Annotated in this window: 16 protein-coding genes; 14 read left to right on the top strand and 2 right to left on the bottom strand. The window is 68.5% G+C overall.

Features of this window, described 5'->3' with window-relative positions; all coding sequences use genetic code 11:
* Positions 1–1,320, bottom strand: coding sequence for a lysophospholipid transporter LplT (gene lplT, locus AC1DO7_RS14555; protein WP_441613425.1), 1,320 nt, complete (start codon positions 1,318–1,320; stop codon positions 1–3).
* A 453-nt stretch (positions 1,321–1,773) separates the two neighbouring features.
* On the opposite strand from lplT, the gene alr reads away from it, so the two are divergent.
* The 4 genes from alr (at position 1,774) to AC1DO7_RS14535 (ending at position 5,771) form a co-directional block, all read left to right on the top strand.
* Positions 1,774–2,889 carry an alanine racemase gene (gene alr, locus AC1DO7_RS14550; protein ID WP_441613426.1) on the top strand — a complete coding sequence of 372 codons (1,116 nt, stop codon included), beginning with the start codon at positions 1,774–1,776 and terminating at the stop codon, positions 2,887–2,889.
* Positions 2,890–3,059: 170 nt separating this feature from the next.
* A complete protein-coding gene (gene radA / locus AC1DO7_RS14545; protein WP_441613427.1) occupies positions 3,060–4,421 on the top strand; it encodes a DNA repair protein RadA in 1,362 nt (453 codons plus the stop codon).
* A gap of 5 nt (positions 4,422–4,426) precedes the next feature.
* Positions 4,427–5,041, top strand: coding sequence for a GNAT family N-acetyltransferase (locus AC1DO7_RS14540; RefSeq protein ID WP_441613428.1), 615 nt, complete (start codon positions 4,427–4,429; stop codon positions 5,039–5,041).
* Positions 5,042–5,285: 244 nt separating this feature from the next.
* Positions 5,286–5,771 carry a disulfide bond formation protein B gene (locus AC1DO7_RS14535; protein ID WP_477116272.1) on the top strand — a complete coding sequence of 162 codons (486 nt, stop codon included), beginning with the start codon at positions 5,286–5,288 and terminating at the stop codon, positions 5,769–5,771.
* A 90-nt stretch (positions 5,772–5,861) separates the two neighbouring features.
* On the opposite strand, the gene AC1DO7_RS14530 is transcribed toward AC1DO7_RS14535, so the two are convergent.
* The gene (locus tag AC1DO7_RS14530; protein WP_477116271.1) at positions 5,862–7,805 is read right to left on the bottom strand and encodes an ATP-binding cassette domain-containing protein; all 1,944 of its coding nucleotides are present in this window, start codon (positions 7,803–7,805) and stop codon (positions 5,862–5,864) included.
* Positions 7,806–8,139: 334 nt separating this feature from the next.
* Here AC1DO7_RS14530 and AC1DO7_RS14525 point away from each other — a divergent pair, with 334 nt between their 5' ends.
* The 10 genes from AC1DO7_RS14525 to AC1DO7_RS14480 all read left to right on the top strand — a co-directional run bounded on the left by AC1DO7_RS14525 (position 8,140) and on the right by AC1DO7_RS14480 (position 19,835).
* Positions 8,140–9,153, top strand: a complete 1,014-nt coding sequence (locus AC1DO7_RS14525; protein WP_441613431.1) for a MurR/RpiR family transcriptional regulator — start codon at positions 8,140–8,142, stop codon at positions 9,151–9,153.
* A gap of 5 nt (positions 9,154–9,158) precedes the next feature.
* Entirely contained in the window at positions 9,159–10,121 is a 963-nt protein-coding gene (locus AC1DO7_RS14520) for an isoaspartyl peptidase/L-asparaginase family protein (RefSeq protein ID WP_441613573.1), read from the top strand.
* Positions 10,122–10,206: 85 nt separating this feature from the next.
* Positions 10,207–12,102, top strand: coding sequence for a dipeptide ABC transporter ATP-binding protein (locus AC1DO7_RS14515; RefSeq protein ID WP_441613432.1), 1,896 nt, complete (start codon positions 10,207–10,209; stop codon positions 12,100–12,102).
* Between the two features lie 53 nt (positions 12,103–12,155).
* A complete protein-coding gene (gene gsiB, locus AC1DO7_RS14510) occupies positions 12,156–13,703 on the top strand; it encodes a glutathione ABC transporter substrate-binding protein GsiB (protein ID WP_441613574.1) in 1,548 nt (515 codons plus the stop codon).
* A 169-nt stretch (positions 13,704–13,872) separates the two neighbouring features.
* Positions 13,873–14,793: a glutathione ABC transporter permease GsiC gene (gsiC, locus tag AC1DO7_RS14505; RefSeq protein ID WP_477116270.1), complete on the top strand. Its 921-nt coding sequence runs from the start codon at positions 13,873–13,875 to the stop codon at positions 14,791–14,793.
* Between the two features lie 12 nt (positions 14,794–14,805).
* Positions 14,806–15,717: a glutathione ABC transporter permease GsiD gene (gene gsiD, locus AC1DO7_RS14500; RefSeq protein ID WP_441613434.1), complete on the top strand. Its 912-nt coding sequence runs from the start codon at positions 14,806–14,808 to the stop codon at positions 15,715–15,717.
* 15 nt (positions 15,718–15,732) lie between these two features.
* A complete protein-coding gene (locus tag AC1DO7_RS14495; RefSeq protein WP_441613435.1) occupies positions 15,733–16,842 on the top strand; it encodes a DmpA family aminopeptidase in 1,110 nt (369 codons plus the stop codon).
* Between the two features lie 29 nt (positions 16,843–16,871).
* Complete coding sequence (locus AC1DO7_RS14490) at positions 16,872–17,684, top strand: M55 family metallopeptidase (RefSeq protein WP_441613436.1); 813 nt, start codon at positions 16,872–16,874, stop codon at positions 17,682–17,684.
* 137 nt (positions 17,685–17,821) lie between these two features.
* A complete protein-coding gene (locus tag AC1DO7_RS14485; RefSeq protein WP_441613437.1) occupies positions 17,822–18,628 on the top strand; it encodes a hypothetical protein in 807 nt (268 codons plus the stop codon).
* Positions 18,629–18,755: 127 nt separating this feature from the next.
* Positions 18,756–19,835 (top strand): M14 family metallopeptidase, encoded by a 1,080-nt coding sequence (locus tag AC1DO7_RS14480; RefSeq protein ID WP_441613438.1) that lies wholly within the window; start codon positions 18,756–18,758, stop codon positions 19,833–19,835.
* Positions 19,836–19,842 lie beyond the last annotated feature (7 nt).

Raw genomic sequence — 19,842 nt, 5'->3', positions numbered from 1 at the left:
CTAGTGGTGCTTGTCCTCGCCGATCATGGCGAGCGAGTTGAAGTTGCGCACGTTGTAGCGGTGCTGGCGCATCACCAGCACCATGGTGACGCAGACAAAGATCCCGAACGCCACGATGACGATGCCGATGGGCACGTTGAGCTTGATCAGCAGGGCGTACAGGCACAGCATCAGCAGCACCGAGACGTTTTCGTTGAAGTTCTGTACGGCGATCGAGTGGCCGGCGGACAGCAGCACATGGCCGCGGTGCTGCAGCAGCGCGTTCATCGGCACCACGAAGTAGCCGGACATGCCGCCCACCAGCATCAGGAACAGATAGGCAATGGCCATGTACAGCGGCATGTGCATGCCGAGCACGTCGAACGAGATCTCGGGAAGGCTGTGCTTGGTGTAGAAGGCCATCAGCATCACCACCACGCCCATCGCCACGCCGAAGGGCAGCACCGACAGCGATTTGCGCAGCGGAATGCGCATGGCGGCCAGGATCGCGCCGACCGCCACGCCGACGGCCACCACCGCCTGCAGCAGCGCGCCCTGGGACAGGTTCAGCCCGAGCGACTTCTCGGCCCATTTCAGCACGATGAACTGCAGGGTGGCGCCAGCGCCCCAGAACAGCGTGGTCACGGCCAGCGAGATCTGGCCAAGCTTGTCCTGCCACAGCGCGGTGAAGCAGTCGGCGAATTCGGCGATCAGCTTGATCGGATTCTTTTCCTGCTGCGGATAGCGCGCGCCGGTTTCCGGGATGAACAGGTTGAAGATGGCGGCGATCACGTAGAACAGCATGATGACCACCATGGCGGCCTCGGCCGGGGTGTTGATGCCGGTGTCCACGAAGGGCACGTCGAAGCCGAGCAGCATCTTGGAGATATGCACGGAGATCAGCGCGCCGCCGACCACCGTGCCCAGGATGATCGAGCCTACCGTGAGGCCTTCGATCCACCCGTTGGCGGCGACCAGCTTTTCCGGGGGAAGCAGTTCGGTGAGGATGCCGTACTTGGCCGGCGAGTAGGCGGCGGCGCCGAATCCCACGATGCCGTAGGCCAGCAGCGGGTGCAGCCCGAACATCATGATCGCGCAGCCGGCAATCTTGATCGTGTTGGTGATGAACATCACCTTGCCCTTCGGCATGGAGTCCGCGAAGGCGCCCACGAAGGCGGCCAGCACGACATAGGAGAGCACGAAGAACAGCTTGAGCAGCGGCGTCATCCACTGCGGGGAGTGCAGTTCGGTAAGAAGGGCAATGGCGGCGATCAGCAGCGCGTTGTCGGCCAGCGAGGAGAAGAACTGCGCCGCCATGATGGTATAAAAACCCTTCTTCATACTTTGGACTCTTTCTCCATCGCTCAAGCCTTGCAAGACGGGCGCCAGCACGCTGCCGGGCGCTGTCATTGCCACTGTCATTACCTGTAGGGAACCTGGGCCCGCACCGCTGTCAAAGTGATGCCCATGCCGGTCTTCCGAGTGTCGCGCAAACCGCCTGACCCTGTTTGACATATTGCATCACTTTTAAAACATGGCCGGAACGTCCGGCTTTATAACACGAAAGTAGGGCGTTTCCGAGCATCTGCGGACCGCCGGTTTGACAGCGCAGATGCGCTGCGATTCCCTAAATGATTCTTCGAGTGTGTTCAAATAACGTCTGTGCGGCGAGCCACGCGCACCGGGTCTTCCCCTATATGGTGCATCCCTGACCCGGGGCGCGGACCGGCCAGCCGGCCGGGAGCCCCGCCATGCCAACCCGCCGCCGCCCCCTCCAGAAGCAACAGCGATCCCATGCCTAGACCCATTCACGCCGTTATCCATCAACCGGCCCTGGCCAATAACCTGGAAATCGTGCGCCGCTGTGCACCCGCGTCGCGCGTCTGGGCCGTCGTCAAGGCCAACGCCTATGGCCATGGCATCCGCCGCGCCTTCGCCGGCCTGCGCGCCACCGACGGCTTCGGCCTGCTCGACCTGAACGAAGCCGTGCTGCTGCGCGAACTGGGCTGGCAAGGCCCGATCCTTCTTTTAGAGGGTTTCTTCCAATCCCAGGACGTGCCTTTGCTGGAGCAGTACCGCCTCACCACCGCCGTCCATTGCGAAGAACAGCTGCGCATGCTGGAAGTCGCGCGTCCCAAGGGGCCGCTGGGCATCCAGCTCAAGCTCAATACCGGCATGAACCGCCTCGGCTTCCGTGCGGACCAGTACCGCACCGCCTGGGAACGCGCGCGCACCCTGTCCTGTGTGGGCAGTATCGTGCATATGACGCATTTCTCCGACGCCGACGGCCCGCGCGGCATCGCCCACCAGCTCGAGGTCTTCGACGCCGCCACGGCCAACCTGCCGGGCGAGGCCAGCCTGTCCAATTCCGCCGCCACGCTCTGGCATCCCCAGGCCCACCGCACCTGGGTGCGGCCGGGCATCGTGCTGTACGGCGCCTCGCCCACCGGCCTGTCCGGCGACGTGGCCAGCTTCGGCCTGCAGCCGGCCATGTCGCTGCACAGCGAGCTGATCTCCGTCCAGGACCTGCAGCCCGGCGATACCGTCGGCTACGGCTCGCTGTTCAAGGCCGAGCGCCCGATGCGCATCGGCGTGGTGGCCTGCGGCTATGCCGACGGCTACCCGCGCCATGCCGCCGGCTGGGGCGACAACCCGGCGCCGGTGCTGGTCGACGGCGTGCGCACGCACCTGGTGGGCCGGGTGTCGATGGACATGATCTGCGTCGACCTCACGCCTTGCCCCAAGGCCCGCGTGGGCAGCGCCGTCACCCTGTGGGGCCAGGGCCTGCCGATCGACGACGTGGCCGCCGCCAGCGGCACCGTGGGCTACGAGCTGATGTGCGCCCTGGCGCCCAGGGTGCCGGTCACGGTGGCGACCCTGACCGCGCCGGAGCAGCCCGCGCTGGCCTGATTGCCGGCGGGCAGGCTGACGCCTGCCCGGGCCGCCGCCTGGCGATATCCGGGTGGCGTGCGCTGCCCCGGGCGCCGCCTGCAAGCCAGCCTGCGATCGGCTGCCGCCTGCCGGGCGCCGGCCATTGTTCATCCACCGCTTCTTATCCATCGTTTCTCCGGGGACCCCAGTTGGCCAAGCCAAAGAACGTCTATACCTGCACCGAATGCGGCGGCACCTCGCCGCGCTGGCAGGGCCAGTGCCCGCAATGCCAGCAATGGAACACGCTGGTAGAGAGCGTGGCGGAATCGCCGTCGGCCAAGCGCTTCGCGCCGCTGGCGGCCTCGGCCATGGTGCAGCGGCTGTCGGAGATCGACGCGGCCGACGTGCCGCGCTTCTCCAGCGGCATCGATGAATTCGACCGCGTGCTGGGCGGGGGGCTGGTGGCCGGCGGGGTGGTGCTGATCGGCGGCGATCCCGGCATCGGCAAGTCCACGCTGCTGCTGCAGGCGCTGGCCAACCTTGCCTCGGAGCGCCGCGTGCTCTACGTCAGCGGCGAAGAGTCGGGCGCGCAGATTGCCTTGCGCGCGCAGCGCCTGGGGGTGGACAGCCCGCAGCTCGCCTTGCTGGCCGAGATCCAGCTGGAGAAGATCCAGGCCACGCTGGAGGTGGAGAAGCCCGAGGTGGCGGTGATCGACTCGATCCAGACCCTGTACTCCGATGCGCTGACGTCGGCGCCCGGCTCGGTGGCGCAGGTGCGCGAATGCGCGGCGCAGCTGACCCGCATCGCCAAGAGCAGCGGCATCACCATCATCCTGGTCGGCCATGTGACCAAGGAAGGTGCGCTGGCCGGCCCGCGCGTGCTCGAGCATATCGTCGACACCGTGCTGTACTTCGAGGGCGACACGCACTCCTCGCATCGCCTGATCCGCGCCTTCAAGAACCGCTTCGGCGCGGTCAACGAACTGGGCGTGTTCGCCATGACCGAGCGCGGCCTGCGCGGCGTCAGCAATCCCTCGGCGCTGTTCCTGTCGCAGCACGAGCAGGTCGTGCCCGGTTCCTGCGTGCTGGTCACGCAAGAGGGCACGCGGCCGCTGCTGGTGGAAGTGCAGGCGCTGGTCGATGCCGCGCACGTGCCCAACCCGCGCCGCCTGGCCGTGGGGCTGGAACAGAACCGCCTGGCGATGCTGCTGGCGGTGCTGCACCGCCATGCCGGCATCGCTTGCTTCGACCAGGACGTGTTCCTCAACGCCGTGGGCGGGGTCAAGATCGCCGAGCCGGCGGCCGACCTGGCCGTGCTGCTGGCCATCCATTCCTCCATGCGCAACAAGCCGCTGCCGCGCGGGCTGGTGGTGTTCGGCGAAGTCGGCCTGGCCGGCGAGATCCGGCCCAGTCCGCGCGGGCAGGACCGCCTGCGCGAAGCCGCCAAGCTCGGCTTCACCACGGCGGTCATTCCCAAGGCCAATGCGCCCAAGCAGAAGATCGACGGCCTCGAGGTGCTGGCGGTGGAGCGGCTGGAGCAGGCCATCGACCGCGTCCGTCATCTCGAGTGAACGCCATGCCGGGCCAGCACGATCAGGCGCCAGCCGGCTCCGCAAGCGGAGCCGGGCCGGTGACCCTGGAGACCGCGCGCCTGCGCCTGCGCCAGTGGCGCGACGCGGATTTCGCGCCGTTCGCCGCGCTCAATGCGGACCCGCTGGTGATGGCCTGCTTCCCGGCGCCGCTGGAGCGCGCTGCCAGCGATGCCATGGCATTGCGCTGCCAGGACCTGATCGCGGCACGCGGGTGGGGCTTGTGGGCGGCCGAGCGCAAGGCGGACGGGGCATTCATCGGTTTCGTCGGCCTGCACGAGCCCGCCGCCACGCTGCCGTTCTCGCCCTGCGTGGAAATCGGCTGGCGCCTGGCGCATGCATACTGGGGGCAGGGCTATGCCACGGAGGCGGCGCGGGCCGCGCTGCGCTTCGGGTTCGGGCGCCTGGGCCTGGCGGAAATCGTTTCGTTCACGGCACTGCCCAACGTCCGCTCGCGGGCTGTGATGGAGCGGGTCGGCATGGTGCCCGACGGCACCTTCGACCATCCGGCCGTGGCGCAGGGCAGCCCGTTGCGGGCGCACTGGCTGTACCGCCTGGCCGCGGCGCGGTGGCGGGCGCAAGGCGGCCCGACGTCCGCCTGAGCCCGCCGCGCGCGGGCGTGCGAGCGCGCGCGGCAAGGCCATGATCTGCGTCAATCCGCCGCAAGCGGCACGCCGCCGGCCGCGCCGGAATGGCAAGGCGTGCAACACAAAATCGGTAATAATGAGCCTCGCATTGCGCACGTCCGGCAAATGGCCGGGCGGCGCACCAATGGACGGGCCCGCGGCAACGGATCCCGACGGATCAGCCCGGGTGGCATCGTCCGGCCCTTTTTGCTACTGAACCATGCAAGCCAATTCCCGCAGTTTCTTCCTGCTGATCGCCGCGATCTCGTTCGGGCTGGTCGGCTATGCCCTCTACCTGCAGCATGTGGAAGGCTACCAGCCGTGTCCGCTGTGCGTGATGCAGCGTTTCRCCTTCGTCGCCATCGGCCTGTTCTCGCTGCTGGCCGCCATCGCGCAGAACACGCGCAGCCTGTGGCAGGGGCTGGGCATGTTGTCCGGCGTGGGTGGCATCGCGGTGGCCGGCTATCACGTGTCGCTGCTGCTGAACCCCAAGGCCAGCTGCGGCATCGACCCGCTGGAGAACTGGGTCAACCGCTTGCCGACGGCCAAGCTGCTGCCGCAGGTGTTTTTCTCGGACGGCATGTGCACCACGCCGCTGCCCCCGATCTTTGGCCTGTCGATTCCGGCCTGGTCGCTGATCTGGCTGTTCATCCTGACGGCGACGCTGGCGATCGGCATGATCCGGCGCGAGAAGAACTACCGCTGAGCGCCGGCATCGTCTGCGCAACGGCGCGCAGCCGCGGCGTATCCGGGGGCGGGCGCCCCCGGGATCCTTCCCTTGCGCGTCCAGGCGACCCTAGACGATCTGTTCGATCTGCTCCTGCAGCTCGAGCCAGCGCTCCTCCAGCGTATCGAGCTCGCCGCCGACTTCCCCTTGCCGCTTGAGCATCTCCATCAGCTTGCTCTTGTTGGCCTCGGCATAGCTGGCCTCGTCGGCCATGAAGGCATCGATCTCGCCCTTGGCCTGCTGTAGCACGGCCATGCGCTTTTCCACCTTTTCCAGTTCCTTGGTCAGCGGCTTGCGCAGCTGGGTCAGGCGCTGGCGCTCGTCGGCCTCGGCGCGGCGCTGGTCACGGCGGTTGGTGCCGCCCGCCGCGCTGTCGCCGCCGGCCGGGGCACGGTCCGCGGTGGCGGCGTTGCGCTTGGCGGCGGCCTGCTGCAGCAGCCAGTCGCGGTAGTCGTCCAGGTCGCCATCGAAGGGTTTGATCGTGCCTTCGCCCACCAGCATGAACTGGTCGGTGGTGGCGCGCAGCAGGTGACGGTCGTGGGAGACCACGATCAGCGTGCCCTCGAACTGCGCCAGCGCCATGGTGAGCGCCTCGCGGGTGTCGAGGTCCAGGTGGTTGGTGGGCTCGTCGAGCAGCAGCAGATTGGGCTTCTGCCACACGATCAGCGACAGCGCCAGGCGCGCCTTCTCGCCGCCGGAGAACGGCTCGATCGGCGAGGTAGCCATGTCGCCGCGGAAGTTGAAGCTGCCGAGGAAGTCGCGCAGTTCCTGCTCGCGCGTGTCCGGCGCCAGCCGCGCCAGGTGCTGCAGCGGCGAGTCATGGTCGCGCAGCGTTTCCAGCTGGTGCTGGGCGAAGTAGCCGATCTGCAGCCCCTTGCCCTGGCGCATCTTGCCGGCCAGCGGCTCCTGCGTGTCCGCCAGCGTCTTCACCAGCGTGGACTTGCCCTGGCCGTTGGCGCCCAGCAGGCCGATGCGCTGGCCGGTCTGGATCGACAGCGACAGGTTGTGCAGGATGGTCACGGGCGGCGCATCCGGCGCGGGCGGCGGGTAGCCGCAGTCCACGCCCTCGAGCACCATCATCGGGTTGGGCGCGGCGTCCGGCTCGCGGAACTCGAAGGCAAAGCCGGCGGCGATATGCACCGGCGCCAGGCGCTCCATCTTCTCCAGCGCCTTGACCCGGCTCTGCGCCTGGCGCGYCTTGGTGGCCTTGGCCTTGAAGCGGGTGATGAAGGATTCGAGGTGGGCGATCTCCTTCTGCTGGCGCGAGTAGGCCGATTGCTGCAAGGCCATCTGCTGCAGGCGCAGGGTCTCGAACTGGGTGTAGTTGCCGCCGTAGCGGCGCAGCTGCTGGTTCTCGATATGCACCGTGACATTACAGATCGCATCGAGGAATTCGCGATCGTGCGAAATCATTACCAGCGTTCCCGGGTAGCGGGCCAGCCAGTCTTCCAGCCAGACGATCGCGTCCAGGTCCAGGTSGTTGGTCGGTTCGTCGAGCAGCAGCAGGTCGGACGGGCACATCAGTGCCTGCGCCAGGTTCAGGCGCATGCGCCAGCCGCCCGAGAACGAGGCCACCGGCTGCGATACCTGCGCCAGCGTGAAGCCCAGCCCCAGCAGCAGCGCCTCGGCGCGCGCCGGCGCGGTGTAGCCGTCGGCATCGGCGAACGCCGCGTGGGCGTCGCCCTCAGCGGTGCCGTCGCCGCTGGCCTGGGCAGCCGTGATGCGTGCCTCGATGTCGCGCAGGCGGGTGTCGCCGTCGATGGTGTATTCCACCGCGCTGCGCATGACCGCCGGGGTTTCCTGCGCCACATGCGCAGTGCGCCATTGCGGCGGGATGAAGACGTCGCCGCCATCCGCATGCAGCTCGCCGCGCAGCATGGCGAACAGGGTCGACTTGCCGCTGCCGTTGGCGCCGACAAGGCCGACACGCTCGCCGGGATTCAGCGTCACGCTGGTGTGGTCGAACAGCACCTTGGTGCCGCGCTGGAGGACAAGCTGGTCGATTCGGATCACGGGAGGGGAAAGCTGGAGAGGGAGCGATGGCCGGCGTGGCCGGACGGTCCGGCCCGGCATGGCACGGGTCAACCCGGCATTGTAGCCGCTTCGCATGGCGATGCCCGCGAATGGACGGCGCATGCCGGACACGCCGCCCGGCAGTGACGCCAAGGGCCCGCATGCGGTCCGGAAGGGCCCCGGGACGGGGGTTCGTCTAGGTACAAACCCTTGGCCACGTAAAACTCTATTTTCATGGCGCGTGTTTTGCGTGTAAATTTATTTACATTGATGCGCATCCTTTGCATGCTTTGTTTTCGTGCATGACGCATCCCGGCCAACCCAGCAACATCCCATGTCCCTCGGCAACCACGGTAACAGCGGCACTTCCGGCAAGACCGGCAACGGCAACGGCTCGATCACCGAGCGCATCGCCCGCGCCTTGCCCGCGCTGACGCCGGCGCACCAGCGCATGGCCGAATACGTGCTGGGCAATCAGTTCCGCGCCGCCACCATGCGCATCGACGAGCTGGCCGCGGCGGTGGAAGTGTCGGTCGCCACCGCCAATCGCTTCGCCCATGCGCTGGGCTTCGAGGGCTATCCGCAATTCCGCACCGAGCTGGTGCGCGGTTTCGAAGCCACGCTTGCACCCGTCGAGAAACTGCGCACCGGACTGGAGCGGCCGGCCACGGTGGCCGCCGTCATCGCCGCCTCGCTGGACGAGGACGTGCGCAATCTCGAAGCCACGCGCCGCGCGCTCGACGCCGAGACCTGCGAGCGCGCCGTCGAAGCGATCCTGGCGGCCGAGCGCATCTTCGTGGTGGGCTTCGGCGCCAGCGGCTTCCTGGCCGGGCTGCTCCAGCATGGGCTGGACCTGTCCTGCCGCACCGTGATCTCGGTCTCGGGCTCGGGTGGYGCGTCCACCGCGGCGCGCGCGCTGTTCAAGCTGCAGCCCAGCGATCTGCTGATCGTGATCGGCTTCCCGCGCTATGTGTATGACACCGTGACCATCACGCGGCGCGCGCGCTCGCACGGCGCGCGCATCCTGGCGCTGACCGACGGACCTACTTCGCCGCTGGCGGCGCTGGCCGACATCGCGCTGTATGCGCACACCGGCCGCCAGCTCTCCGCCAACTCGGACGCAGCCGTGCTGGCCTTTATCGAAGGCCTGTGCGGCGCGGTGGCGCACCGCGCCGCGCATGCGGTCAAGGCTGCCGCCGAGATGACCGAATTCCTGCTGCCGTGGCTGCACGGCGCGCCGCCCGGGCAGGGCCGCGACGCACGCGAGCCACGCCCCGACGAAGCAGCCGAAGGGCGCGCCAGGAGCGCCCCCGCACGCCGCAAGAAGACAACCCCGAACGCATCGTGAACACCATGAACACCCCCGTGATCGCCATCCATGGCGGCGCCGGCACCATTACCCGTGCCGCCATGAGCCCCGCCAAGGAGGCGGAATACACCGACGCGCTCGCCGCCGTGCTGCAAGCCGGCCAGCGCGTGCTGGCCGATGGCGGCAGCGCGCTCGACGCCGTGACCGAGGCCGTGCGCCTGCTGGAGGATTGCCCGCTGTTCAACGCCGGCCGCGGCGCCGTGCTGACCCACGCCGGCACCTACGAACTGGACGCCGCCATCATGGACGGCGCCACGCTGGGCGCCGGCGCGGTGGCTTGCGTCAAGCGCCTGCGCAACCCGGTGCTGGCCGCGCGCGCGGTGATGGAAAAAAGCGAGCACGTGCTGTTCGCCGCCGATGGCGCCGAGGCCTTTGCCCTGGCGCAGGGCCTGGAACTGGTGGAGCCAGCGTACTACTTCACCCAGGCGCGGCACGAGCAATGGGAGCGCGCCCGCGCCACCACCGGCACGACGCTGGACCACGATGCCGCCACGCTGGCCGCCACCAGGGCAGCCGAGCCCATCGACCCCGACAACAAGTTCGGCACCGTGGGCGCGGTGGCATGCGACGCGCAGGGGCGCCTGGCCGCGGCCACCTCCACCGGTGGCGTCACCAACAAGCAGGTGGGCCGCGTGGGCGACACGCCCATCGTGGGCGCCGGCTGCTTTGCCGATGACGTGGCGGCAGTCTCCACCACCGGCACCGGGGAGATGTTCATCCGCGCCGTGGCTGCCTACGACGTGGCGGCGCAGATGCGCTACGCGGGCCTGCCGCTGGAAGAAGCCGCGCGCCGCGTAGTGATGGAAAAGCTGCCGGCCATCGACGGCCGCGGCGGCCTGATCGCGGTGGACCGCGCCGGCAACGTCACGCTGCCGTTCAATACCGAAGGCATGTACCGCGGCTTCGCCCGGGTGGGCGAGGCGGTCAACGTGTGGATCTACGGCTAGGGCAGGCAGCGCGCGCCGGCACGCCGGGGCGCGCGAAGCAACAACCTCGGCATCAACAGGCATCAACAGGTATCAAGGGGGCCAAGTGGCTGCAGCATCCTCTTCCAAGTCGGGCATCGTCCTGCCACCGCAGCGGGTGGTTTCCGTCAACGATCTCACCGTGCGCTTTTCCACCTCGGAACGCACCGTGGAGGCCGTGCGCAACCTCAGCTTCCACGTCGACCGCGGCGAGACACTGGCCGTGGTGGGCGAATCCGGCTCGGGCAAATCGGTGACCTCGCTGGCGCTGATGCGGCTGGTCGAGCATGGCGGCGGCAAGATCGCCAGCGGCAGCATGGAACTGCGCCGCCGCAACGGCCAGGTGCTCGACCTCGCCAGCGCCGACAGTGCCACCATGCGCGGCGTGCGCGGCAGCGACGTGGCGATGATCTTCCAGGAGCCGATGACCTCGCTCAACCCGGTCTTCCCGGTGGGCGAGCAGATCGCCGAGTCGATCCGCCTGCACCAGGGCAAGAGCCGCGCCGAGGCGCGCGCCGAAGCGCTGCGCATGCTGGAGATCGTGCGCATCCCCGAGGCGCGCCGCGTGCTGGACCGTTTCCCGCACCAGCTCTCCGGCGGCATGCGCCAGCGCGTGATGATCGCCATGGCGCTGTCGTGCAAGCCGGCGCTGCTGATCGCCGACGAGCCCACCACCGCGCTCGACGTCACCATCCAGGCCGAGATCCTGCAGCTGATCCGCAATCTGCAGGCCGAGATGGACATGGGCGTGGTCTTCATCACCCACGACATGGGCGTGGTGGCCGAGGTGGCCGACCGCGTGCTGGTGATGTACCGCGGCGAGAGCGTCGAAGAGGGCGCCTCCGAGCAGGTCTTCGCCAGGCCCGCGCATCCGTACACGCGCGCGCTGCTGTCCGCCGTGCCCAAGCTCGGCGCCATGCGCGGCACCGACTGGCCGGCCAAGTTCCCGCTGGTGCAGCTCGACCAGGGCGAGCCGCCCGCGCCCGAAGTGCCGCAGGACACGGTGCCGGCCGGCGCTTCGCCGATCCTGCGCGTGCACGACCTGGTGACCCGCTTCGACGTGCCGGGCGGCCTGCTGGGCCGCGTGGCGCGCCGCGTGCACGCCGTGGAGCGCGTGAGCTTCGACCTGTACCCGGGCGAAACGCTGGCGCTGGTGGGCGAATCGGGCTGCGGCAAGTCCACCACCGGCCGCTCGCTGCTGCGCCTGGTCGACAGCCAGAGCGGCACCATCGAATTCAACGGCCAGGACATCAGCCAGATGAAGGGCGGCGCGCTGCAGACCCTGCGCCGCAATATCCAGTTCATCTTCCAGGACCCGTTCGCCTCGCTCGACCCGCGCGTGCCGGTGGGCTACTCGATCATGGAGCCGCTGCTGGTGCACAAGGTGGCCAGCGGCAAGCAAGCCGAGCAGCGCGTGGCATGGCTGCTGGAAAAGGTGGGCCTGACCGCCGCGCATGCGTCGCGCTACCCGCACGAGTTCTCGGGCGGCCAGCGCCAGCGCATCTGCATCGCGCGCGCCCTGGCGCTGAACCCCAAGGTGGTGGTGGCCGACGAGTCGGTCTCCGCGCTCGACGTTTCCATCCAGGCGCAGATCGTCAACCTGATGCTCGACCTGCAGCGCGAAATGGGCATCGCCTTCCTGTTCATCTCGCACGACATGGCGGTGGTGGAGCGCGTGAGCCACCGCGTGGCGGTGATGTACCTGGGCCAGATCGTCGAGATCGGCCCGCGCCGCGCGATCTTCGAGAACCCGCAGCACCCGTACACCAGGAAGCTGATGTCGGCGGTGCCGATCGCCGACCCGGCGCGCCGCCACCTCCAGCGCGAGCCGCTGTCCGACGAGATTCCCAGCCCCATCCGCGCGCTTGGCGACGAGCCGCTGGTCAAGCCGCTGGTGGCCGTCGCCGGCAGCAACGCCTCCCGCCATTTTGTCGCCCGGCACGCCATCGGCGGCGCCTACTGAACCGAACCGAAGTGAACCAACGCATTTCCCAAGGAGAATCCAAGATGACCCGGATGATGACCCGATTGGCCCCTTCCAAGCTGATCGCCGGTGGCCTGGCCCTGGCCGCGCTCGGCGCAGGCCCCGCCTTTGCCGCCAAGGACGCCGTGATGGCGGTGTACTCCACCTTCACCACGCTGGACCCGTACGATTCGAACGACACACTGTCGCAGGCCGCCACCAAGTCCTTCTACCAGGGCCTGTTCGGCCTCGACAAGGACATGAAGCTGGTCAACGTGCTGGCCGAAAGCTATGAAGCCAGCAAGGACGGCCTGACGTACACCATCAAGCTCAAGAAGAACATCAAGTTCCACGACGGCACCACTTTCGACGCTGCCGCCGTCAAGGCCAACCTGGACCGCGTCACCAACCCGGCCAACAAGCTCAAGCGCTACACGCTGTTCAACCGCGTGGCCAAGACCGACGTGATCGACGCCAACACCGTCAAGGTCACGCTGAAAGAGCCGTTCTCGCCGTTCATCAACGTGCTGGCCCACCCGTCGGCCGTGATGATCTCGCCCGCCGCGCTGCAGAAGTACGGCAAGGACATCGCCTTCCACCCGGTCGGCACCGGCCCGTTCGAGTTCGTCGAGTGGAAGCAGCCCGATCACCTGAAGGGCAAGAAGTTCGCCGGCTTCTGGAAGACCGGCTATCCGAAGATCGACACCATCACCTGGAAGCCGGTGGTGGACAACAACACGCGCGCGGCCATCATGCAGACGGGCGAGGCGGACTTCGCCTTCAGCATCCCGTTCGAGCAGGCCGCGGTGCTCAAGAGCAATCCCAAGGTGGACCTGATCGCCTCGCCGTCGATCATCCAGCGCTACCTGAGCCTGAATACCACGGTCAAGCCGTTCAACGACCCCAAGGTGCGCCAGGCCATCAACTACGCCATCAACAAGGACGCACTGGCCAAGGTGGCATTCGCCGGCTACGCCACGCCGTCCGACGGCGTGGTGCCCGCGGGCGTGGATTATGCCGAGAAGCTGGGCCCGTGGCCGTACGACCCGGCCAAGGCGCGCGCGCTGCTCAAGGAAGCCGGCTACCCGAACGGCTTCGAGACCACGCTGTGGTCCGCCTATAACCACACCACCGCGCAAAAGGTGATCCAGTTCGTGCAGCAGCAGCTGCAGCAGGTCGGCATCAAGGCGCAGGTGCAGGCGCTCGAGGCCGGCCAGCGCGTGGAGAAGGTGGAAAGCGTGCAGAAGCCGGAAGACGCCGGCGTGCGCATGTACTACGTGGGCTGGTCGTCGTCGACCGGCGAGTCGGACTGGGCGCTGCGCCCGCTGCTGGCTTCCGAATCGATGCCGCCCAAGCTGCTCAACACCGCCTACTACAAGAACGACCAGGTCGACGCCGACATCGCCGGCGCCCTGCGCACCACGGACCGCGCCGAGAAGGCACGCCTGTACAAGGATGCGCAGGAGCAGATCTGGAAGGACGCGCCGTGGGCCTTCCTGGTGACCGAGAAGGTGCTGTTCGCGCGCGCCAAGCGCCTGACCGGCGCCTACGTGATGCCCGATGGCTCGTTCAACTTCGACGAGATCGACATCAAGCAATAAGGGTCGCCGGCATGCGGGCGCGTCCGGTTCGCCGCCGCGCCCGTGGCCGGGCCCGGCAGTACCTCCGCAGTAACCCGGCAGTACAGCGCAGCAAGCCGTGCACGGCCGCCTGCCCACAGATGCGGGGGCAGGGCGGGCGGCCCGCGGTCTTTTATTTTTCCGGTGCATCATGCTGAATTACTTTCTCAAACGATTCCTGGGCGTGATTCCCACACTGCTGATCATGGCAGTGCTGGTCTTCATGTTCGTCCACCTGTTGCCCGGCGATGCCGCCCGGCTCGCGGCCGGCCCCGAGGCCGACCAGGCCACGGTGGAGCTGGTGCGCCGCGATCTCGGCCTGGACAAGCCGCTGCCCGAGCAGTTCGTGCAATTCTTCTCGAACGCCGTGCGCTGGGAGTTCGGCAATTCGCTGCGCACCAAGCGCCCGGTCAGCGAGGAGATCGGCGACCGTTTCATGCCGACCCTGTACCTGACGCTGGCCTCGATGGTGTGGGCGGTGATCTTCGGCATGGTGATCGGTGTCACCTCCGCGGTCTGGCGCAACCGCTGGCCTGACCGCCTGGGCATGACGCTGGCGGTGTCCGGCATCTCCTTCCCGGCCTTTGCCCTGGGCATGCTGCTGATGGAAGTGTTCTCCGTGCAGCTGGGCTGGCTGCCCTCCATCGGCGCCGATTCCTGGAAGCACTACATCCTGCCCTCGMTSACGCTGGGCGCCGCSGTGGCCGCSGTSATGGCSCGCTTCACGCGSGCCTCGTTCGTCGAGGTGCTGCAGGAAGATTTCGTGCGCACCGCGCGCGCCAAAGGCGTGGGCGAGTTCCTGGTGGTGGCCAAGCACTGCCTGCGCAACGCAATGATTCCGGTGGTCACCATGATGGGCCTGCAGTTCGGCTTCCTGCTGGGCGGCTCGATCGTGGTCGAGAAGGTCTTCAACTGGCCCGGGCTCGGGCGCCTGCTGGTGGACGCGGTCGAGATGCGCGACTACCCGGTCATCCAGGCCGAGGTGCTGCTGTTCTCGCTCGAGTTCATCCTGATCAACCTGGTGGTCGACGTGCTGTACACCGTCATCAACCCCGCCATCCGCTACAAATAAAGAGAGGCCGGCATGACCCAGCTTTCCACGCCCGCCGACGGCAACGCCGCCGCTCCCGCCACCGCCCAGGAGGCCGTGCGCACGCCCTGGACCGAGTTCTGGCGCAAATTCCGCAAGCAGCACCTGGCGCTGGGCGCCGGGGTGTTCGTGCTGCTGCTGGTGGCGATCGCAATCTTCGCGCCGCACCTGGTGCCCTATGATCCCGAGAATTTCTTCGACTACGACGCGCTCAACGCCGGCCCCTCGGCGGCGCACTGGTTCGGCGTGGATTCGCTCGGACGCGACATCTTCAGCCGCATCCTGGCCGGCGCCCGCATCTCGCTTGCCGCGGGCTTCTTCTCCGTCATCATCGGCGCCATCGTCGGCACCGTGCTGGGACTGCTGGCCGGCTACTACGAAGGCTGGTGGGACCGCATCGTGAGCCGCGTCTCGGACGTGCTGTTCGCCTTCCCCGGCATCCTGCTGGCCATCGGCATCGTCGCCATCCTCGGCAACGGCATGACCAACGTGATCTTCGCCGTGGCGGTGTTCAGCATCCCGGCCTTCGCTCGCCTGGTGCGCGGCAATACGCTGATGCTCAAGCGCCTGACCTATGTGGAGGCCGCGCGCAGCATCGGCGCCTCCGACTGGACCATCCTGATGCGGCACATCCTGCCGGGCACCATCTCGTCCATCGTGGTGTATTTCTCGATGCGCATCGGCACCTCGATCATCACCGCCGCCAGCCTGTCCTTCCTCGGGCTGGGCGCGCAGCCGCCCACGCCGGAATGGGGCGCCATGCTCAACGAGGCGCGCGCCGACATGGTCACCGCGCCGCACGTGGCGATCTTCCCCAGCCTGGCCATCTTCCTGACCGTGCTGGCGTTCAACCTGCTGGGCGACGGCCTGCGCGACGCGCTCGATCCGAAGATCGACCGCCGCTAAAGGCAGGAGCGCGGCATGGCCACCGACCTGATCCCGGACCTGATCCCCGGCCCGGTCCCGGACCTGGTACATATCGGCACGCTGCCCGCCGGCGCGCGCGGCACCATCGCCGACGTGCCCGGCGTGGCGGTGGGCCACTGCACGCTGGCGCAGGGCGCCTGCCAGACCGGCGTCACCGTGGTGCTGCCGCACGCCGGCAACCTGTTCGCCGACAAGGTGCCGGCCGCCGCCACCGTGCTCAACGGCTTCGGCAAGAGCGTGGGACTGGTGCAGGTGGAGGAGCTCGGCGTGCTGGAAACCCCCATCGCGCTGAGCAATACCTTCGCGGTGGGCGCGCTGGCGCAGGCGCAGATCCGCCAGGCCATCGCCGCCAACCCGGAGATCGGCCGCGCCTGGCCCACGGTCAATCCGCTGGTGTTCGAGTGCAACGACGGCTACCTGAACGATATCCAGGCCATGGCCGTGCAGGAGGCGCACTACGCGCAGGCCTGCGCCGCGGCCGCGGTGGAGTTCGCGCAGGGCGCGGTCGGGGCGGGGCGGGGCATGTCCTCGTTCGGGCTCAAGGGCGGCATCGGCTCGGCCTCGCGCCAGGTGGAGCAATATCATGTTGGCGCGCTGGTGCAGTCCAACTTCGGCATCCTGCCCAACTTCACGGTGGCCGGCGCGCGCCTTGGCGGCGTGCTGGCCGCGCGGCTGCAGGCGCAGGCCGGAGTGAAGACGCAAGGCGGGCCCGAGAAGGGCTCCATCATCATGATCGTCGCCACCGATGCCCCGCTCGACGCGCGCCAGCTGCGCCGCCTGTCGCTGCGCGCCGGTGCCGGGCTGGCACGCACCGGCTCGGTGTTCGGCCACGGCTCCGGCGACATCGCGCTGGCATTTTCCACGGCCTACACCGTGCCGCAGCAGGCGCACGCGCCCATGCCGGCACTGGCCATGCTGCATGAAACCCGGCTCGATGCCTTGTTCCAGGCCGCTGCCGACAGCGTCGAGCAGGCCATCCTGGGCGCGCTGTGGCAGGCCGAAAGCGTGACCGGGCGCGACGGCCACCGCCGCACCGCGCTGCGCGAACTGATGCCCGAATTGCCGCAATGGCTGCAGCGCCATGCGGCGACACCCACCAACTGATTATCCGCACAGAACCGCACCAGACCGCGATGAAGATCCTGATCTCCACCGATATCGAAGGCGTCGCCGGCGTCTTCCACGCCGAGCAGGTCCGCGCCGGCAATGGCGAATACGAACGCGCCCGCGCGTGGATGACCGCCGAGGCCAACGCCGCGGTGCAGGGCGCCTTTGCCGGTGGCGCCACCGAGGTACTGGTCAACGACTCGCACGGGGGCTTTCGCAACCTGCTGCCCGACCAGCTCGACCCGCGCGCCCGCCTGGTGCTCGGCAAGCCGCGCTATCTCGGCATGATGGCCGGCGTGCAGGGCTGCGACGGCGTGTGCATGATCGGCTACCACGGCCGCGCCCAGAGCCGCGGCATCCTGGCCCACACCATCAACAGCAGTGCCTTCGCCCGCATCTGGCTGGCCGGCCAGGAAATGGGCGAGGCCGGTTTGTACGGCGCGCTGGCCGGCGAGTTCGGCGTACCCGTGCTGATGGCCAGCGGCGACGATGTCTTCGTCGAGGAAACGCGTCCCCTGATGCCCTGGGTACGCTACGTGCGCACCAAGGAAGCCGGCGGCCACGGCAGCGGCAACACGCTGTCGCCCGGGGCGTCGCGCGAAGCCATCGCTGCGGCGGTCCAGCAGTCGGTGCGCGAAGCCGGCGGCCGGCCACTGCGCATTCCCGGCCCGGTGCAATGCCGCCTGCAGACGCAGAGCCCGGCCTACGCCGACCTCTTTTGCCAGTGGCCCACGCTCGAACGCGTGGACGGCGTGACGCTGGTGTTCGAAGCCGCCTCGGTACAGGCGGCGGTGCGCATGCTCAACTGCCTGTCGGCGATGTCGTTCATGTTGAAGTAGGGCGCGCTGGCCCGGCGGGGCGCGATGGTGGACAATGGCGGCCTGGCCGCATGGCCAGGTCCCGGAGCCAGGTGCGACCAGCCGGGCCGTTACGCAACATTCCACCGCGCCGCGCGCCGGCAGGCAAGCGCTGATTCATGACCGCAGTCAACAGCGAAAGCTGGACCCCCGTACGCAAGGATTTCGTCGACCCGGCCACGCGTTGCCACCAGCATGTGGGGCGCGCCCGGCATCACGGCTTCGGCAACGGGCAGGCGTATATCCTGCGCGACGCGCAGGGGCACGAGCACCCGTTTGGCGAGGACTGCGCGCGCGCCGTGCTGGCCGAGCCGGGCTTGCTCGACCTGGTGCCCGACTACACCGAGCGCGACGCCGGCTCGCCGGTGCCCGCGGCGACGCCGCCGTCGGCGGATGAATTCGAGCTGACCGCTCCGGTCGCGGCCCGGGCGCGCCGCCCCGGTGGCAAGCGTGACGCTGCCGCCGACGCCGCCAGGCGCCGCGCGGAGGCCCTCCGCTATCTCGTGCTGCGCATGGAAAAGGTGGCCGGCGTGCCCCGCGTGCAGCCTACGGTGCGCTTCCCGGCACTGGAGGAGGTCTACCAGGCCTACCTGGAGGCCGGCGAGCTGCCCGAGGCCCAGGTCAGGCGCATCCTCGCCATCGAGCGCAGCGCTACCACGCCGCCCAAGCTCAAGAGCGTGAACCTGCTGGATGTGTACACCGCGCACGTCAAGCTCGAGCGCGTGATCCGCGAATCCAACCGCCTGGAGCAGCAGCGCTTCCTGCGCAGCATCCATGACTGGCTGGCGCGCCACCTGGTGCTGTCGGCAGCACAGATTGCCGCGGCGGGCATCGAATTGCATCCGCACGCCTTCCGCTCGCCGCTGTTGCGCGAGGCCGGCCAGGACAAGGCTCGACCGGACAAGGCCCGCGCGGACAAGGGCTAGCCCGCCAGCCGGGCTGGCCGCGGCCTCGCGCATGGCCCGGGATGCCTGCCCTGATGGCAATAGCCGCCGAGTTGGCGTTTAATAGCGGCACCCCCCACACTTCTCGCCAGGCGCGAAATCCGCTGTCATGTCCCTGCATACCAGCTTTTCCCGCAGTTATGCCGAAGCCAGGCAGAAATTCCGCGAGGTCGCCCGCTCGGCCGGCGCCGCGCTGACGGATTTCCCGCATCCCACCAAGCGTGGCTGCGCGGACGAGGAGCTCGCCATGGATGTCGCCTGGGTGGGCGATGCCGAGGCCCGGCGCTTCCTCATGGTCACTTCGGGCATGCACGGCGTGGAGGGGTATTGCGGCTCCGGCGCGCAGGTCGCGCTGCTCGGCGATGCGGACCTGCTCCGGGATTTCGCCGATGCCGGCGTGGCGTTGCTGATGGTGCACGCCGTCAATCCCTACGGTTTCTCGCATATGCGGCGTGTCAACGAGGACAACGTCGACCTCAACCGCAATTTCATGGATTTCACCGGGCCGCTGCCCGAGAACGCGCCCTATGCCGAGGTGGCACCGATGCTGCTGCCCGGGCACTGGCCGCCGTCCGAGAGCGACCAGGCCGCGCTGATGAAGACCGTGGCCGAGAAGGGCCTGCCCTGGTACCAGGCCGCCGTGAGCGCGGGCCAGTATCACGCGCCGGAGGGCCTGTTCTTCGGCGGCAGCAAGGCCACCTGGAGCAACTACACCCTGCGCCGCGTCCTGGCGCGCTTTGGCGCCGGCCGCGAGGCGCTGCGCTGGCTCGACATCCATACCGGCCTGGGGCCCTGGGGCTACGGCGAACCCATCTACATGGGGCCGGACAAGGCCGAGCCGCTGGCGAAGGCGCGTGGCATCTGGGGCAGCAACGTCACCTCCATCTACGACGGCACGTCGGCTTCGCCCAATCTCAACGGCATGGCGTGGCTCGCCGTGCCGCAGACCCTGCCGGCGCTCGACTACAACGGCATCGCCCTGGAATTCGGCACCCTGCCGGTGAGCGAAGTCCTCGATGCGCTGCGCGGCGACCACTGGCTGCACGTGCATCCGGAAGCGGACGAAGGCCAGCGCAACCTGATCCGCCAGGCAATGTGGCACGCCTTCTACGGCGACGCCGACGACTGGCGCGAAGGCGTGGTGGAACAGGTGCGCGAGGCTGCCGTCAAGGCCCTGGCCGGCTGGTAGGGGCGCG

Source organism: Cupriavidus sp. 05N40, assembly GCF_056397305.1.
The sequence above is the reverse complement of the archived record's forward strand: the minus strand, read 5'-3'. Positions and strand labels throughout refer to the sequence as shown.

Coding starts and splice junctions, on each gene's coding strand:
- AC1DO7_RS14485 (WP_441613437.1), top strand. CDS start 17,822: ATGACCGCAGTCAACAGCGAAAGCTGGACCCCCGTACGCAAGGATTTC.
- AC1DO7_RS14495 (WP_441613435.1), top strand. CDS start 15,733: ATGGCCACCGACCTGATCCCGGACCTGATCCCCGGCCCGGTCCCGGAC.
- AC1DO7_RS14480 (WP_441613438.1), top strand. CDS start 18,756: ATGTCCCTGCATACCAGCTTTTCCCGCAGTTATGCCGAAGCCAGGCAG.
- gsiB (WP_441613574.1), top strand. CDS start 12,156: ATGATGACCCGATTGGCCCCTTCCAAGCTGATCGCCGGTGGCCTGGCC.
- gsiD (WP_441613434.1), top strand. CDS start 14,806: ATGACCCAGCTTTCCACGCCCGCCGACGGCAACGCCGCCGCTCCCGCC.
- AC1DO7_RS14490 (WP_441613436.1), top strand. CDS start 16,872: ATGAAGATCCTGATCTCCACCGATATCGAAGGCGTCGCCGGCGTCTTC.
- AC1DO7_RS14520 (WP_441613573.1), top strand. CDS start 9,159: ATGAACACCCCCGTGATCGCCATCCATGGCGGCGCCGGCACCATTACC.
- lplT (WP_441613425.1), bottom strand. CDS start 1,320: ATGAAGAAGGGTTTTTATACCATCATGGCGGCGCAGTTCTTCTCCTCG.
- AC1DO7_RS14540 (WP_441613428.1), top strand. CDS start 4,427: ATGCCGGGCCAGCACGATCAGGCGCCAGCCGGCTCCGCAAGCGGAGCC.
- alr (WP_441613426.1), top strand. CDS start 1,774: ATGCCTAGACCCATTCACGCCGTTATCCATCAACCGGCCCTGGCCAAT.